This is a genomic window from Blautia sp. MSK.18.38 (genome assembly GCF_024460535.1).
GTDB classification, from domain to species: domain Bacteria; phylum Bacillota; class Clostridia; order Lachnospirales; family Lachnospiraceae; genus Blautia_A; species Blautia_A fusiformis.
The window spans coordinates 1-16,643 of sequence record NZ_JANFYP010000022.1 but is presented as its reverse complement, the minus strand read 5'-3'; the positions used below and the strand labels follow the sequence as shown (position 1 = coordinate 16,643).

The window sequence follows — 16,643 nt, the reverse complement described above, 5'->3', positions numbered from 1 at the left end:
AGTGAACAGTAACCTCTTGCTGTCATTCAATGAATCCAGTATAATAGAAGAATCTGTAAAAATAAACGATTTTTTAAATAAGAAGGTTTGAATTAAAATGAAATCATACGAAGAATTACTTTCAGATATTGAAGAAGACATGGAGCTCATGGGTTCCTCACACATTGTTTATTCCATGGAAGAGGACGGCGTTGTTACTGATTATGATTATCTTCCATCCGATTCCTGTACGATCTCCATTACCTTAAAGGAACTTCAGGAAAAGCTTCAGCTGCAAATGCTCTATACAAAAGTTTCCGCTCATACAGCCGGAGCAGATAAAAATGCCCCAAAATTAGCTGTTGTTTTTCCGGGCATCGGATACACTGCTGACAAGCCGCTTCTGTACTATACCAGCCGCCTTGCCAGCAAACAAGGCTACCAGATCCGCACGGTATCCTATGACAACCTCCCGGAAAATGTAAAAGGTGATCCGAAGAAAATGAAACAGGCCTTTGACCTTGCCCTGGAACAAACAGAACGCTCCTTAAGCAGCATCGACTGGAATTCTTATGGCAGCGTTCTGTTTATTTCCAAAAGCATTGGTACAGTCATCTCCTCAGCCTATGCTTCCCGACACGATCTGACTGTAAAAAGCATCCTGTTCACGCCTCTTGCAGAGACCTTTTCCTTCCCACTTGCCGGAAGCATCGCCTTCCACGGCACCGCAGATCCCTGGGCCGAAACCGATTCCATACGGGAACTGGCAGCGCAGAAAGATGTCCCTCTCTTTCTCACCCAAAACGCCAACCATTCTCTGGAAACCGGTGATGTACTGAAGGATATCTTTATTCTAAAAACCACAATGGAGCGGGTCCAGCGTTTTATTTAACGCCGGTCCGCTTATTTTTCTCCACCCACTAAAAACTGAGGTGTCAGCTTGTTCAGCTCACGTTCCATGGAAGTTCTGGAAATATCACTAATGTCCTTCAGGGCAAACACTTTGGAAAAGCCGATCTCCATCATGTAATCCAGATCCCATACTGGACGCTTTTTATCACTCATAAACAGCTTACTGCTGAGCTCTTTCCCTGTTTCCGCATCTTCATGAGCATGGATACCTCTTCCATATTTTTCCCACATAGCAGCATCATGTGCCTCGTAAATCTTTTTCTTTTCTTCATCATAAAGATGCAGATACCAGCAGGCGTCCGATACCAAAAGACGTCCGCCTTTTTTCAGTACACGCAGCCACTCCTTGTAAGCCTTCTGTGGATCGTCCAGCGTCCATGTGATATTTCTGCAGATAACCATATCAAATGTCTCATCCGGAAAATTCAGATTGTGGCAGTCCATAGTCATCAGATCTGCGGATAAACCTGCTGCCTTTACATTTTCCTTTGCTTCATGGATCATATTTTCAGTAATATCGATCCCGGTCACATGATGTCCTTCTTTTCCCAGCATAATTTCAAAAAATCCCGGCCCGCAGCCTACGTCCAGTACTTCCAGATGTTCTTTTTCCGGCGCATACTCCAGAATCAGATTCTTCCAGTTTTCTGCTGTTTCACTTTTCAGTTCTGCCTTGATCCCTTCGCTGTAAATGCCGGCTTCTCCTTCCCAGTACTCTTTGATCTTATCGTTTTGCATGTCACTTCTCCTTCTTTGTGGCTACTACAATAAATTTTTTTCCCTGATATCCGTATTTCCAGAAATCCATCGTCCATGGTCTGTTTAGCCAGCGGTTCTCTCTGATCTGGATCCTGGCAAAGCGTACCTTTTTTAATATCTGAAAGTCCGCTTCCGGACGCTTCTGCGATGTAAATGGCAGCTTTTCATAAATTCCGCTGTTTTCCTTCACGTCAGATCCATATGTTTTTCTTTCTGTAACATAAATAAGAAAATCAGCAATTTTCATACGAATCTTATTTTTTAATGTGGGTTCGATGGTACGATAATCCCCATCAAAATAAATGATCCTTCCGCCTGGTTTTAATACAGCCTTCCAGCGTCTGAAAGCTTTTTCCGGATCATATAATGTCCACACCGCATCTCTGGAAAGTATCACATCATAGCTTTGTTCCTGTTCCAATGGCAAAGTTACACCATCTTCCTCACAGATTTCCACCTGCTGATGATACTGTCGCATATTCCTTCTGGCTTTTTCTACCATTCCTGATGAACCATCGATCGCTTTTACATCATGTCCCAGACGCGCTGCTATGATGCTCATAAAACCCGGGCCGCAGCCCACTTCTAAAATACGAAGGGGCTCAGGTCCAAGAAGTCTTTTCAATTCTTTTGTCCAGTGAGATACCGTTCTTTTGTTACTCAATTGTTTTTGGATCATATCATCATAATCGCCGGAATCTTCTGTCCATTTATTCTCGATCTTTTCAAACATTTTTTACTCCACTACATCCAGTGTTGCCCAGTTAATGCCTTCATAGGCAGTCGGTGCAAGCTCTACATTGGTCAGTCTGGTATTGTTATAGATATAATCACGGTTCGGATAATACAGCGGCACTGTTACTGCCTGATCATTGATACGTGTGAGGATCTTATCGTATAATTCCGTCCGCTTTTCTTCATCCTGTGTCTTTAATACTTCTCCGAGATCTTTGTTCAGCTCCTCATCGTACCAGTTTACTGCCTTTGCTCCATCTTCCGCACAGAACATTGATTTCAGGAATCCATGAGGCATCCAGGAATCTTCATAGCTACGGTAAATGCACAGATCGTAATCTCTGGTGTTCCAGATCTCATCATAGTAAGCTGCGGATTCTTTTTCTACCAGTTCAATACCTACACCGACCTTCTCATATTCAGATTTCAGGAATTCACAAAGAGATTTCCATGAAGCATATTCTTCAGTCTGGAATACCAGTCTGAGGCTCAGTGGTTCTCCGTCTTTTTCTACAATACCATCTCCATCTGTATCCTCATATCCTGCTTCCTTTAACAGTTCCTTTGCTTTATCCGGATCATATGGATAGCCCTTGCTGTTTTCTTCTGTTACATAAGGAACTGTCGGAGACATAAGTCCGGTTGCAGGATTGCCGTAACCATCCAGCAGATCATTTACAATGCTTTCTTTATTTGTTGCATAATTCAGTGCCTGACGTACGTTTACATCCTGAAGCGCCGGTGTATCATAATTTTCGATCAGATAGTAAGAAAGTGTGGAAACCTGTTGTTCTGTCGATAAATTTTTATCTGCCTGGATAATACTGAAGCTTTCGGATGGAATATCCTGAAGATTCAGATCTGCCTCTCCACTCTGAAGTGCCATCACTCTGGCATCACCGTCTACCACCTGTTTCAGAACTACTTTATCAATATTTGGTTTCTCACCGTAATAATTAGGATTTGGTACCAGGACAACCTCCTGACCGCTTTCATAACTGTCGATCATCCACATTCCGGTACCCACTTCCTGACAAAATTCTCCATCTTCATCCAGTGCACTTTCACAGGTAAAACGGAACGGTCTTGGATAGCTGAATTCGATCAGCAGAGTATAACATGGTTCTGCGAACTTAAATTCTACAGTATAATCATCTACCTTTGTAACATTTTCCAGTTTGGCTGAAAAGTTACCGATCACATCCTGTTCCACCCATCTGTTATAATTCCACATCACATTGTCTGCATTAAACTCTGTGCCGTCCGAGAATTTCACATCTTTTCTTAAATGGAACGTATAGGTTGTGCCATCTTCGCTGATATCCCAGGATTCTGCCAATGCCGGTTTGATTTCTCCATTTTCTCCGTAACGTACCAGAGGATCATAGATCATTTCATAAAGACGAAAGTCCGGACCACTTTTTATAGGGTCACAAAGTTCAGGAGTCAGATCAATGGATGTCATTGCCGTAACTACTTTTTCCTCTTTTGCCTGTACATTGACACCTGTCAGTAAAGTTGCCGCCACCATGCTCAATGCTATCAATTTTGCTACACGTCTTTTCTTCATTTCTTCCTCTCCTTTGTTTGTTTTATATTTTACAGCATATGACATGCCGCAAAATGTCCTGTTTCAATTTCTGTCAATTCCGGTATATGCTCTCTGCATATATTTGTACATCTTCTGCACCGGTTCTGATATGGGCAGCCCTGTTCCGGAATGGTATCTGAAAATATTTTCTTTTCCTGCGATCCGATTCTTCGCATTTTCGGTTCTTTTACCGGAATAGAATCAAACAGATCTTTTGTATAAGGATGTACGGCAGTCTCCTTTAAGCTGTCCGTATGATCAATAAACTCGACCACGCGTCCCTGATACATAATAGCCACCTCTTTGCAGAGATATGGAACGTTGGACAGATCGTGAGTGATCAGTAAATAGGTCATCTCATATTTTTCCTGCAGCTCATTTAACAGATGCAGGATCTGCTTTCGTATGGAATAATCCAGACTGGATACCGGTTCATCACAGATCACAAGTTCCGGTCTTAATACCAATGCTCTCGCAATATTAGCTCTCTGACACTGACCTCCTGAAATCTGTCCAACATAACGGTTGCGGATATCCGGATCAAGCCCCGTCTGGATCAAAGCCTCCTTTACTCGCTCTTCATACTCACCCTCTTGCAGTTTTTCATGTAATTTCAAAATTTCCAGAATATTTTCTCCAATGGTATAACCGGGATCAAATACCCCGCTGCTGCTTTGAAAGACCATCTGAAGATTCTTGCGATATGGACGAAACTGCTTTTCAGACAAATCCTGCATTTCCTGTCCCTGAAACCAGAATTTTCCATCTGTAGGTTTCTCCAGGCCGGCGATCAGCTTTCCGAATGTAGTTTTACCACTTCCACTTTCACCGATCAGGGCCATGGATGATCCTGCATGGATTTCCAGACTTACATCATCCACTGCCTTCACAATTTTTTTCTTGCCATAATATTTTTTTAAATGTTCTGTCTTTAGTAACGTACTCATACTTTTCCCCTATAAAACTGCATCCAACAGTTTTTTTGTATATGAATGCTGCGGATGATAAAAGATCTCTTCAACCGTTCCGTTTTCCACTATTTCGCCGTCTTTCATGATCGAAACATCATCTGCGATCTCTGCCACCACACCCAGATCATGCGTAATAAATAACACGCCCAGATTTTCTTTCCTGGATAGCTGATAGATTTCTTCCAGGATCTGCTTCTGTACGGTTACATCCAAGGCTGTCGTCGGCTCATCTGCGATCAGATAATCCGGTTTCATGGACATGGCAATGGCGATCATAACACGTTGGCACATACCACCAGACAATTCGTAAGGTTTTTTCTTCATCAGTTCTTCCGGATCACGCAGATTCATCATCCGCAGACTTTCCAACGCTACTTCCCTTGCCTGTTTTTTGCTCATTTTGCGATGTTTTCTCAGTCCTTCCAGAAGCAGTTGTTCAACTGTAAAAAGCGGATCAAGAGCAGCAGTCGGATCCTGAAAGATCATTCCGATCCTGTCTCCGTATAACTGTCGTTTTTCTTTTCCTGATAACTTCAGAAGACTCTTTTCGTTCAGTGTCACATCTCCGGATATCACCTTTCCATTTCCTGCAAGCAGATTCATGATCGTCAGAGAGGTAACTGACTTGCCGCTTCCACTTTCTCCCACCAGAGCATGGATCCTTCCGCGTTTTACTTCCAGGCTGACATCTTTTACTGCATGAACCATTCCGTGAGATGTCTGAAACTCCACATGTAGTCTTTTTACCCTTAGGACATCATTTTTGGGCTGTTCCATTCTGTATTCCCTCCCCCAGATAATTAAATGCCAGAACAATGATCATGATCAGTATGCCCGGATAAAACATCAGTCTTGGATAAGTCTGGATATAACTTCTACTGTCACTGAGCATGATCCCCCATTCCGGTGTCGGTGCCTGCACACCAAGGCCGATAAAGGAAAAACCGGCAATTGACAGAATGATCGAACCGATTTCCATTGTTGCCAGTGCGATCACAGATGGCAGGATATTTCTCAATACATGCCTAAATATGATCCTTGCGTGGCCGCAGCCGCCGGCTTTTAGTGCGGTCATATAATTTTTATTTTTTTCCTGAAGTGTCAATGCTCGGGCAAGCCTTGCATATTCTGCCCAGGATACGACCGATAAGGACAGAATCAGATGAGCGCCGCTGGCTCCTACGGTTCCTGCAATGGCAAGTGCCACAATAAAGACCGGCATAGCCATAAATACATCAATGATCCTCATAATTATGGAATCGATTTTTCCACCTACATATCCGGCAAACAGTCCGATCGGCACCCCGACACATACAGTAATCAGAAGCACCGTAAAGCTATAGCTCAGTGAATACCGGCTGCCCCAGAGAAGTCTTGATAAAATACATCGTCCCAGCTGATCAGTACCTAAAGGATATGCCGCCGACGGATTCTTTAATTTTATCGAAACATCCACAAGCAGTGGATCATGCGGCGCCAGTACAGGTGCAAAAATAGCTGCCAATGCAAAAATTATGACCACCATCAATCCTATTTTTGTTTTCGGTGACCGGAATACCTGTTTCCAGTACAGATTCTGGATCATGCTTTTTTCTGTTTTCTGCTTTCTTCTGCTTCCCATTCTATGATCTCTCCTTTACTTTAACTGGATTCGCCGGTCAATCGCAGAATAGGCGATATCCACAAGAAAATTTAATACTACAATGCCAACAGCCAGAATAAAGATAAAACATTGCAGCACCGGAGTGTCTTTTGAGATCACGGATTTCAATGCCAGATTTCCGATTCCCTGAATTGAAAAAATACTTTCTATCACAGCTGAGCCACAGAAAAAACCGATCACAATTGATACCAGACGTGTCAGCACAGGAATCAGGATATTTTTCAGACCATGACGCAAAATTACATTTACAGATGACAATCCCTTAGCTCTGCTGGCACGTATGTAATCCTGCTTCAGCACCTGTATCATATTGGTACGGATCAATCTCGTCATAATTCCAAAGAAACTGATATCCATGGCAAATGCCGCAAGAATCGGGATGCCTCCGGCATCTCCTCCGATCACGGAAATCACTTTTAGCTTTACTCCAAATATATAGAGCAGCATCAGACCGATCCAGAAAGACGGCATAGATACACTGAGGGACGACAAAATGCGAATGACTTTATCCAGAACTCTGTTTTCATAAATTGCCGACAAAATTCCAAGAGGGACTGACACGATCATCAACAATAAAAACGAAGTAACTGCCAGTTTAAATGTCTGTGGAAAATATCTTTTTAATTCCTCAAAAGCCGGTTTTCTGGTAGAATATGATTTTCCAAAATCGCCATGAAGTGCCTGATCCAGCCATTTCCCGTATTGTACCAGCACCGGCTGATCCAGTCCTTCCTCATGCCGTACTTCTTCTACCTGCTCCGGTGACGGATGCTCATATTTTTTCTCCGCCAGCACTCTGGCCGCATCACCTGCCGATATAAAACTCAGCATAAAAATAATAAATGTAACCGCCAGCACTACCGGAATCATAAATATAAAACGCTTTGCAATTACTTTTCCCATTTTCATTTCTCCTCATTTTTCATCTGTTTATTCGGTTAAAATAAAAAAAGCTGATATGATCCAGCATCATATCAGCACAAAAAACAAACCTCTACCTCAGGCAGAGCTTATTCCTTCTGTATCCCATCCGAATCAGAATTCTTCTGTCAAAAAGGCAAGTCTCCTGACTCCAGTTCTTCCTACTTACCATCTTCCCGGATCTCTCCAGTGATATTTTGGTTTTCGTCCCTGTCACAGTAGCGGTGGCTGTTCTGGCATTTCACCAGATTCCTTATTAAGTACTTTGTACACCCTTCTGACTATTCAATTTTCATAGTTGCAATGAATAAATATTATAATATCATACTTTTCTTTTTATATAAATAGTTTTTTGTCAAATATAAAATATCTGAACATTTCATAGTGAAACCCGGATATTTTCTGCCTGTATTATTATAAATCTCTTAAGTAAATAACATTATGTATGAACGGTGACTTCTTTATATTTCCGTATAATGATCATATAACTTACGAATAATAAAACAGCTGCGCTGCTCCATGCACAGATCTCTGCATAGTATATTCCATCTTCACCGATCAGTTTTGGCAGCAGCAGCGCAACACTGACACGCATTATAAATTCTGCAATGCCGCTGGCAAGCGGAATCAAAGTATTACCCAGGCCCTGGATAGCGGAACGATACACATACAGCAGATACAGCACCCACAAAAAGACAGCCATAATAAACAAATACTTATATGCTATATCCAATACCTGTCGGGTCTGATCCGGTTCACCGGATACAAACAGGGACAGTACATTACGTCCAAACAGTACCATCATGCCGGAAATGAAAGCCGAAGTGAGCACTGCCATATAAGTGCCGCTGCGCACGCCTTTTCGAATCCTCTGGTATTTTTTTGCACCAAGATTCTGGCCCACATAGGTTGTAATAGCATATCCATATGAAACGGCAGCCATCTCCAAAACCCCATACAGCTTGTTCGATGCCGTAAATCCCGCCACAAACAGAAAACCAAATCCATTGATCACATACTGTACCACAAGTCCTCCCACGGAGATGATCACATTCTGTATCGCAAGAGGAACCGCCAGTTCCAAAAGCCGCAGGCTCATAGAGGGCTGCCTGTAAAAGTCCTTCTTTTCCAGGCGGATATCCGGGATTTTACGTAATACGATCAAACAGTACAAGGCTGAAAATCCCTGTGCGATAACGGTTGCCACTGCTGCTCCGGCAATACCCCAGCCAAAAACCGCCACAAATAACAGATCCAGTCCCACATTGATCACTGCTGCCACTGTCATTGCGATCAACGGAGATCTGCTGTTTCCAAGTGCCCGAAGGATCGCTGCAAATATATTATAAGCAGCTATGATCGGGATTCCCGCAAAGATCAGCCGCAAATATAGCATTGTCAGATTAATGACATTATCCGGTGTCTGTAAAAATAAAAGAACATGATAAACTGTACCTTCACTTACTGCGAGTACGACCACAGACAGTAATGCTGTCATGATATAGCTTTTCGCTACTGCACATTTCAGATTTTCCTTTTCCCTTGCTCCATAATACTGAGATACAAGAATAGAAAAACCCTGTGTGATACCTGTCATGATCCCCAACACCAGCCATACCAGCCAATCTCCGGCACCTACTGCCGCCAGTGCTTTAACTCCTACCACTTGTCCGACAATCATGGTGTCTGCCATTGTATAAAACTGCTGAAAAATATTTCCAAGCATCATTGGTATGGCAAAAGTTATGATCAGTTTTCCGGGAGATCCGGCAGTCATATCTTTTTCATTAGTTCCCATAAGAATCTCCTTTTCTTTTCATCCTTGTCCGTTATTTTACAAGGGACTCTTACGAAACACAAGACTATTTTTTCACAAAGTTTTTCTCATATTTTTGGTAGCTATTACATCTTTATGATCATTATTTTTAATGGATCATTTTTGCCACGCCTATATTAAAACTCTTTCTTCTTCATGGCGCTCATACTATACTTATACGAAGCAAACCATATAAGCAGACTTAGCACAATAAGGGCAATCCCGATTTCAAAATCCCCTATTCCCCCTATCATATGCAGAATACTTTCTTTTAATCCCAAGTTAGTCTTCACAAAAGATCTAATTGTATAACAAATCGCAAAAATAATTAAAATTGCGATTGGCAGCACAATTCGCCCTTTCTCTCCTTCGAACCTTATCCTGATCGCGATCATAATTCCCGCAATTGCCTGAAACACAAAAAATGTGATCAACTCCATTGCCAGCATTTCCAGATCAAACACCTCTTCAGGATTTATGAGTACCATAATTCCTGCACAGATCATTCCAATGCACCATCCACATGCTGTCATGATAAAGGAAAAAATATATTTTTCTCTGACATATATTTTTTTATTTACGGGTAAAGAAAATAAATATGTGTAACCATGGCCATTTTCATCATAACTGATCGTATTACCTGAATATATCGCCAGAACAGATGGGATATACATTGCAATGAAAGCAGCTGCCGTTTTTCCTGTAAGTATAAAAAACAATGCTACAAACACTAACACCAAAAAAAGATTACCACCCTGTCGAAAAAACAATCGAAAATCCTTTTCCAAAAGCCCTCTGATTCCTTTCATCATCTTTCGCCCCCTGTCAACATCAGGATCACCTGATCGAGTGATCCGCTCTCTACTACGATTTCCGGATAATTTTCTATATAATACTGCTTCTCGTTCGTCAGACAGGCAACTCCAAAAAACTCTTTTTTCTCTTTCAAAAGATACCTTTTATCCACTGCCTGATATTGTTCCTCACTGACCTTCAACACTGCATATTTTTCAAGAATCGTATCCATCGCTTCATGAAGTACAATCTTTCCTTTATGTATCACATAAATGTCATCACACAGATGTTCTAAGTCCGAAGAAATATGTGAACTGATCAGGATACTTCTCTCCGGTTCTTCTTCCATATACTCTCTTAAAATATCCAGCATCCTTTCCCTCGCTCCGACATCAAGCCCTGCTGTCGGCTCATCCAGCATCAGGAATTCTGCCTGATGTGTCAATGCAATGATCAGATTCAGCTTTGCTTTCATTCCTGTTGAGTACTCTTTTATAAATTTATCCAACGGAATCTGATATTCTTCACACATCTGATGAAATTTTTCTGCTTCAAACTTTGGATACAATTTGGCAAGGACTGCCTCAACATCTTTCCCTTTCAAGTATCCACTGAATCCGGTTTCTGCCAGGACAACTCCCAGCTCTTCTTTCTCTTTTTCACTTAACTCTTCCGGTATTTTTCCCAGGATCTTTATCTCACCGGCATCATAAGAAATGAGTCCGAGCACTGCCTTGAACAAAGTACTCTTACCGGCTCCGTTCTCTCCAACCAGACCGGTGATTCTTCCTTTTTCTACATTTAACGAACAGTCTAACTGAAATTCACCGTAGCTTTTCTTTACTCCTTTGATCTCCAACATAATCATTCATCCTCCATGATGAGTTCAAACAACGAACGGATCTCTTCCTCTTTCATTCCGCAGCGCCTTCCCTTCTGAATTGCTGCTTCCAGATCCGCCTCAACCTCTTTCCTGCGCTCTTCTTCCATCAGCTGTGTATTCGAAGCCGCTACATACGTTCCTTTCCCATGAACTGTGACTGTCATGCCCTCTGCTTCCAGATTGTCATATGCTTTCTTCACAGTAAGTGCACTGATCTTCAATTCCTTTGCCATTGTTCTCACGGACGGCAATATATCATTTTCTTTTAACTCTCCGGAGATGATCTGCGCCTTGATCTGCTCCATGATCTGTTCATAAATTGGTACCATCGATGTATTATTGATTATAATCTTCATATGTTCCCTCCTGTTGCAAACAGTATATAACAGCGTAATACTGTTGTCAACTGTTATATACTGTTTTGCAGTAGTTGACTGCCGGGATTCTGTCATCTGCCATTAGAAGGTATGGGAAGTCTTAGTCATTTACTTTTCATGATCATTAATTTTTATTTGTTACGCAAAATGTATTGGCTTTATAGACCGATTAGTCTATTTTGTAAATAACTACAACCAAAATATTCTTGGAGAAATATATGACGAAAGCTATCAATAATTATGATAAAACAAAAATTTCAATGGCACATGTTTTCCTGCAATATGATCAGGCTACAATGATACATAAATATTCATTAGATTACAATTCTGACTGGTTATATATTACTTTTATTAACCGTACCTATCGTATTAACCGAAAAACGGGAAGTGTTCAGTGGTCAGATAATGATTTTGAAACAGTTCATGAAGCCAATCATAATGAAGCAATGACTATTTATGATGTTTTATGTTATTCAAAGGATAGATGCCATCTGTCACATGAATTTGTAAATATAAACAGCCTTTCCTCTGTCCGAACAGGAAATCTCTCACCGAACAGAGGATTTTTTCAGAATACCGCTGACTTTTTTAACGGAAAAACCGTTGAATTGCGTAATGCCTGTATATCACTTTCCGGAAAGGAACTGGAAAAAGGAGATGTTGCTTTTAAATTAAATCTTTTTCCTTTTTTGCCGATTATCATTCGTTTCTGGGAAGCTGATGACGAGTTCCCGGCAAGTCTTCAAATTCTTGCAGATAGGAATACTTTAGATTACATGCATTATGAAACGCTTATGTTTGCACTTACACATCTGCTTTCCAGACTGAAGGAGGAAATGCGAATTGAAAAAGGGTGAAGAATCCAGACAACGCCTGATCGAGTGTGCTGCTGAATTATTTTGGAAAAATGGGTATTCTGCTACTGGAATCAGCGAAATTCTCAAACAAACAGAGCTTCCAAAAGGATCTTTTTATTTTTATTTCAAAAGCAAGGATGACCTGGCAACAGCGGTAACGGAATACTATCAAAAAATCTTACTGGAACAATTTCAAAATAGTTCTCAGGGAAATGACTGGGAAAGTTTTATTGAAGAAATCTTTGATTTTTTATCTGAAAGGACAAATGGACAAACATTTGCAGGCTGCCCGTATGCGGTGATGGGCATGGAAACAGCACTTAGCAAGCCTGCAGTTGCATCTGTATTTATGGAAGGACTGAAAAAATTTGAGCAGATTTTTCAGGAAGTATTGTTATGCTCCGGATTGTCTCCAGATCATGCAAAAATTCTTTCTCAGCGCATGCTTTCTATCTATCAGGGATATTTTCTTCTTGGACGAATCAGCGCCGATACTTCTTATTTGAAAAATGCAAAAAAAAATATGATTGAAATGTACCGGGAATACCGGGCATTTCATGGAATCTGAGAGGAACTTCAGTCCAATGCTGTAAAGCTCAGCCCCTTCCTGATAGCGTACAAATTTCTTTGCCATTTTCTTTGTTTTCTCTACATCTTTACGTGCATATCCCATACACCACCTTATCCTTTCCTGTCGCTGGTTCATGGAATTATTCCAGATAGGCATCAAAAATATCCCGGTTGATCAATACGGTTCCATCTATTCTGTAAATCGCACCTGCATCACTGGCAAGTTCAAATAATTTCTTATGAGAAATACTGTAAATAATCTCTGCCTGTTGATAACGCAGATACTGTCGGCGCAATTTTCTAAGCTGCTCCGATACTTCCTTCATACTTGTGATTGGTTTATAATTTTTATCCATGATATTTTCGCATAATTCACTGTTTTACAGAAGTTGACTGCCGGGATATATTTTTTAGTGCGAAAAAAAAGCACCTCTCAGATTAACTCTAAGAAGTGCTCTTGTTGTCATGCATATCAATCATTGATCCAGTGAATCAATTTTGATTTCATTCTCAAACCTGTGTCCTTTCACCTGAAATTCGTCATGCTTCATAACGATTCATCATTCTCCCAAATTTTGTTGTCAAATTGTTGTCAACTGTGGTCTGACATCATGGTTTTAGAGATTTTATATTTAATTTTAGTACAGCTTAGCACCTGCCGGAATATGGTTATCAACCATCAGAAGATGAAGCTTTTCTTCGCCTTCTTCTTCATGAATAGCACTGAGGAGCATACCGCAAAAGCTATGGATTATATCAATCTGCTCCACGCATCCGGAATGTATGAAAAGCAGACTGCTAAGATAATTCCATTCCGTAGCATTGATATTTTTGAAAATGCCGTATCAGCCGGAACCGGTAACTTCCTTGTAGACGGACCGAAAGAGACTGTACGCATAGATGAATCTATCCTGCCGGAAGATACTACTTTCGGTGTCCGTATTAGTGGTGACAGTATGGAACCTGAATTCCATGATGGTCAGATTGCATGGGTATTACAACAGGAATCTGTTGCTAATGGAGAAATCGGCATCTTCGCTCTTAACGGAGAAGCCTATATTAAGAAATTACAAAACGATAAAGACGGAATTTTCCTTATCTCTCTTAATGAAAAGTATGCACCTATCAAGGTTAGTGAAAATGACCGCTTAGACATATTTGGAAAAGTTCTTGGAAAATCTGATGCTTCTGCTATTACAGGACATTGCCGATAAAGCATTGCCGATAAAATTGCAAGTCCTTTTTATTGGACACATTATTTTGCATAATTGACAATAAGAAAATATCTATAGAACTGAAAGAAGGGATTTTTATGGCGGTTACCAATAATATCAGAGAAATCCGGGAACAGCGTGGCATTTACCAGGATGACCTTGCCGCTGCTATCGGATACAGCACCAAAACTGTTGGCAGGATAGAACGTGGGGACAGCACCCCATCTGCCGAATTTATGCTGCGGATATCAAAATACTTTAATATGCTGGTGGAAGATGTATTCCACGTGGAAGATTGAGTCGGAGCAGCAATCCGGTTCACCTTCTATTTTGGACAGCTTTTCATGTCCTTATCAACAACTATAGTTTTTTGATAAATGCTTGACTGTAAACCTTGTTTATAGTTTATTATTAAGTAAAATAGAGTTGCTCGAAAGGAGGGCATAATATGACTATAAAAGACGTAGAAGAGCGAACAGGTTTATCCCGTTCTAATATCCGTTTTTATGAAAAGGAAAAACTTATTGAGCCTTCGAGAAATGAAAGTAATGGTTATAGAGATTATTCTGAAAATGATGTGGAAAATATAAAGAAGATTGCATATCTACGTACATTGGGAATTTCTATTGAAGATATACGAAGTATTATATCCGAAAAAGTAACATTGCAGGAAATGCTTGAGAAGCAAAAGGAAGTATTAAAAAATCAGATTACTGATTTGAATAAGGCGAAACTCATGTGCGAAAAAATACTGGATGAAGAAAGTATTAGTTATGAAAAATTACAGGTAGAACAATATGTAACAGATTTGCATGACTATTGGAAAGATAATCGAACTGTTTTCAAACTGGATTCCGTCAGCTTTTTGTATATATGGGGAAGTATGCTTACCTGGACTATGATTACCGCACTATGCTTGATTATTGGGGCTTTGTCTTATTCTAAGTTGCCGACAGAAATTCCAGTACAATGGAGTAAAGGAGCGGCAACATCCCTAGTTAATAAAAACTGGATTTTTATTTGTCCTGTTATATGTATCATAATCCGTTATTTATTAAAACCTTTTATCTATGCGAAATTACAGATGAACAATTATTATGGAGAAATTATAACAGAGTATTTGACAAATTATATGTGTTTTATTGTGTTGTCAGTGGAAATCTTCTCCATACTTTTTACTTTCGGAGTGGTAAAAAGTGTTGTTGTACTGTTATTTGTGGACACGGCAATTTTTATTGGATTGTTAGTAGTTGGTTTGGTAAAAATGGATTTGAGAGGGAAAGAAGTTTTATGATTCAAATTTTATATTTCAAAAATAACAATAAGATACTATTTTTCCCACGCCTACTATGAGAACGGCGGCTATGAGATAGAAATTGCATATACTGGCGAATAAAAGAACCGCTGTTGCATGGTTTATTGGCTTCCATGTAGCTAGTATTCGGCTGAGGTATTGAAAGAGCTAGGATTAAAATGAGGGAAGTGGATAAATGTTTTGATTGACGAAATAACCTATACATGATAGTATAAATCCAAAGATGATGGTCTATCAGAGAGACTGTTATATATCTTCAAGTTTAAAAAGATAATTTTCAATAATTTTTCAAAAATCAGAATCGACAATTCATGACAAATCAACCCTGAATCGGGGAACGTTTCTCATAGAAAAGAACTACAAAAAATAAGAAAATAAAAACGGAAAACCATTGTCTGTAGTATAAGTATTTGTTATTATGAAGTAAATAGAGGATATTTTACAAAGTAAAGCTTAATCTAGAGAATCTGCCAGTGGCAGGCCTCTGTAGATACCAAGGTATACAAAAGGAGAGTGAAAAAATGAAAAAAGAAGCCATGTCCTGTATCGACTGCGCAGTAAAAAACTGCAGCAAAATGGACAAAACCTATCCGGATTTCTGTCTGACAACACACATGGATGAAGAAGTTCTAAATGAAGCTATGGAATGCTACAATGAAGACGAGAACCGCAAAGTAACAATCGCTGCAGCTGAAGTAGAGTATGAGAATTACTGCAAACATACCCGTGTCGAAGAAATCATGGATTTTGCAAAGAAGATTAATGCGAAAAAGATCGGGATCGCAACCTGTGTCGGATTGTTGAAAGAAAGCCGTATCCTGGCAGATATCCTGCGCAGACATGGCTTTGAGGTGTATGGTGTCGGCTGTAAAGCCGGAACACAGAAGAAGACATCGGTCGGCATCCCGGAATGCTGCGAAGGTGTCGGTGTGAATATGTGTAATCCGATCCTGCAGGCAAAGCTTCTGAACAAGGCGAAGACGGACCTGAATGTTGTGGTCGGACTTTGTGTGGGGCATGACAGTCTGTTTTACAAATATTCCGAGGCACTGACTACGACAGCAGTGACGAAAGACCGTGTATTGGGGCATAATCCGGTGGCGGCGCTTTATACTGCGGATAGTTATTATTCGAAGTTGAAGAAGAGTGAAGAAGAGTAATATTTCTAATTTGGGCGTTTAAAGATACATAAAGATATCCCATTCAAGCATTTCTCTTTTTATCCAACGAAAAAAAGAACACACAACACTCTGTATGTTCTCTTTCTGTATGTGAAGTCCAATAT

Annotated in this window: 19 protein-coding genes, 1 pseudogene and 1 riboswitch; of the genes and pseudogenes, 7 read left to right on the top strand and 13 right to left on the bottom strand. The window is 40.4% G+C overall.

Translation table 11 applies throughout. The features are described from left to right. Positions 1-97 precede the first annotated feature (97 nt). Entirely contained in the window at positions 98-871 is a 774-nt protein-coding gene (locus tag NE638_RS13310; protein ID WP_173746375.1) for an alpha/beta hydrolase, read from the top strand. Positions 872-882: 11 nt separating this feature from the next. Here NE638_RS13310 and NE638_RS13305 read toward each other — a convergent pair whose 3' ends face one another. From NE638_RS13305 to NE638_RS13255, 11 genes are all read right to left on the bottom strand, one after another. Then, a complete protein-coding gene (locus NE638_RS13305; protein ID WP_015526666.1) occupies positions 883-1,629 on the bottom strand; it encodes a class I SAM-dependent methyltransferase in 747 nt (248 codons plus the stop codon). A gap of 1 nt (position 1,630) precedes the next feature. Further along, a complete protein-coding gene (locus NE638_RS13300) occupies positions 1,631-2,383 on the bottom strand; it encodes a class I SAM-dependent methyltransferase (protein ID WP_173746373.1) in 753 nt (250 codons plus the stop codon). 3 nt (positions 2,384-2,386) lie between these two features. Then, a complete protein-coding gene (locus NE638_RS13295; protein ID WP_244094848.1) occupies positions 2,387-3,955 on the bottom strand; it encodes a nickel ABC transporter substrate-binding protein in 1,569 nt (522 codons plus the stop codon). Positions 3,956-3,984: 29 nt separating this feature from the next. After that, entirely contained in the window at positions 3,985-4,923 is a 939-nt protein-coding gene (locus tag NE638_RS13290; protein WP_059086421.1) for an oligopeptide/dipeptide ABC transporter ATP-binding protein, read from the bottom strand. Positions 4,924-4,932: 9 nt separating this feature from the next. Beyond that, a complete protein-coding gene (locus NE638_RS13285) occupies positions 4,933-5,724 on the bottom strand; it encodes an ABC transporter ATP-binding protein (protein WP_114002683.1) in 792 nt (263 codons plus the stop codon). Continuing rightward, a complete protein-coding gene (nikC, locus tag NE638_RS13280) occupies positions 5,705-6,568 on the bottom strand; it encodes a nickel transporter permease (protein WP_021650926.1) in 864 nt (287 codons plus the stop codon). The genes NE638_RS13285 and nikC overlap by 20 nt, the downstream gene beginning before the upstream one ends. A 15-nt stretch (positions 6,569-6,583) precedes the next feature. Beyond that, positions 6,584-7,513, bottom strand: a complete 930-nt coding sequence (locus tag NE638_RS13275) for an ABC transporter permease (RefSeq protein WP_015526672.1) — start codon at positions 7,511-7,513, stop codon at positions 6,584-6,586. 136 nt (positions 7,514-7,649) lie between these two features. Beyond that, positions 7,650-7,823: riboswitch (cobalamin riboswitch) on the bottom strand. A 147-nt stretch (positions 7,824-7,970) separates the two neighbouring features. Next, complete coding sequence (locus NE638_RS13270) at positions 7,971-9,329, bottom strand: MATE family efflux transporter (protein WP_114002684.1); 1,359 nt, start codon at positions 9,327-9,329, stop codon at positions 7,971-7,973. 155 nt (positions 9,330-9,484) lie between these two features. Then, positions 9,485-10,159 (bottom strand): ABC-2 transporter permease, encoded by a 675-nt coding sequence (locus tag NE638_RS13265; RefSeq protein WP_092071575.1) that lies wholly within the window; start codon positions 10,157-10,159, stop codon positions 9,485-9,487. Continuing rightward, a complete protein-coding gene (locus NE638_RS13260) occupies positions 10,156-11,004 on the bottom strand; it encodes an ABC transporter ATP-binding protein (protein WP_114002685.1) in 849 nt (282 codons plus the stop codon). The genes NE638_RS13265 and NE638_RS13260 overlap by 4 nt, the downstream gene beginning before the upstream one ends. 2 nt (positions 11,005-11,006) lie before the next feature. Beyond that, positions 11,007-11,381 (bottom strand): GntR family transcriptional regulator, encoded by a 375-nt coding sequence (locus tag NE638_RS13255; protein ID WP_015526677.1) that lies wholly within the window; start codon positions 11,379-11,381, stop codon positions 11,007-11,009. Positions 11,382-11,620: 239 nt separating this feature from the next. Between NE638_RS13255 and NE638_RS13250 the strand changes: the two genes are divergently transcribed. Continuing rightward, entirely contained in the window at positions 11,621-12,259 is a 639-nt protein-coding gene (locus NE638_RS13250) for a DUF3786 domain-containing protein (RefSeq protein ID WP_114002686.1), read from the top strand. Beyond that, complete coding sequence (locus tag NE638_RS13245; RefSeq protein ID WP_114002687.1) at positions 12,246-12,827, top strand: TetR/AcrR family transcriptional regulator; 582 nt, start codon at positions 12,246-12,248, stop codon at positions 12,825-12,827. The genes NE638_RS13250 and NE638_RS13245 overlap by 14 nt, the downstream gene beginning before the upstream one ends. Before the next feature lie 142 nt (positions 12,828-12,969). Here the strand turns inward: NE638_RS13245 and NE638_RS13240 are convergent, their stop codons facing one another. Both NE638_RS13240 and NE638_RS18285 read right to left on the bottom strand, forming a co-directional pair. Continuing rightward, positions 12,970-13,185, bottom strand: coding sequence for a DUF6462 family protein (locus NE638_RS13240; RefSeq protein ID WP_114002688.1), 216 nt, complete (start codon positions 13,183-13,185; stop codon positions 12,970-12,972). Between the two features lie 282 nt (positions 13,186-13,467). Continuing rightward, positions 13,468-13,569, bottom strand: a pseudogene (locus tag NE638_RS18285) (methionine--tRNA ligase subunit beta); the annotation flags it as partial. 6 nt (positions 13,570-13,575) lie between these two features. Between NE638_RS18285 and NE638_RS13230 the strand changes: the two are divergent. The 4 genes from NE638_RS13230 to NE638_RS13215 all read left to right on the top strand — a co-directional run bounded on the left by NE638_RS13230 (position 13,576) and on the right by NE638_RS13215 (position 16,518). Continuing rightward, the gene (locus tag NE638_RS13230; protein ID WP_084449142.1) at positions 13,576-14,043 is read left to right on the top strand and encodes a S24 family peptidase; all 468 of its coding nucleotides are present in this window, start codon (positions 13,576-13,578) and stop codon (positions 14,041-14,043) included. Positions 14,044-14,141: 98 nt separating this feature from the next. Further along, positions 14,142-14,342, top strand: coding sequence for a helix-turn-helix transcriptional regulator (locus NE638_RS13225; protein ID WP_004611564.1), 201 nt, complete (start codon positions 14,142-14,144; stop codon positions 14,340-14,342). A 149-nt stretch (positions 14,343-14,491) separates the two neighbouring features. Then, complete coding sequence (locus tag NE638_RS13220) at positions 14,492-15,337, top strand: MerR family transcriptional regulator (RefSeq protein WP_114002690.1); 846 nt, start codon at positions 14,492-14,494, stop codon at positions 15,335-15,337. Between the two features lie 542 nt (positions 15,338-15,879). Next, entirely contained in the window at positions 15,880-16,518 is a 639-nt protein-coding gene (locus NE638_RS13215) for a DUF1847 domain-containing protein (protein ID WP_059086447.1), read from the top strand. Positions 16,519-16,643 lie beyond the last annotated feature (125 nt).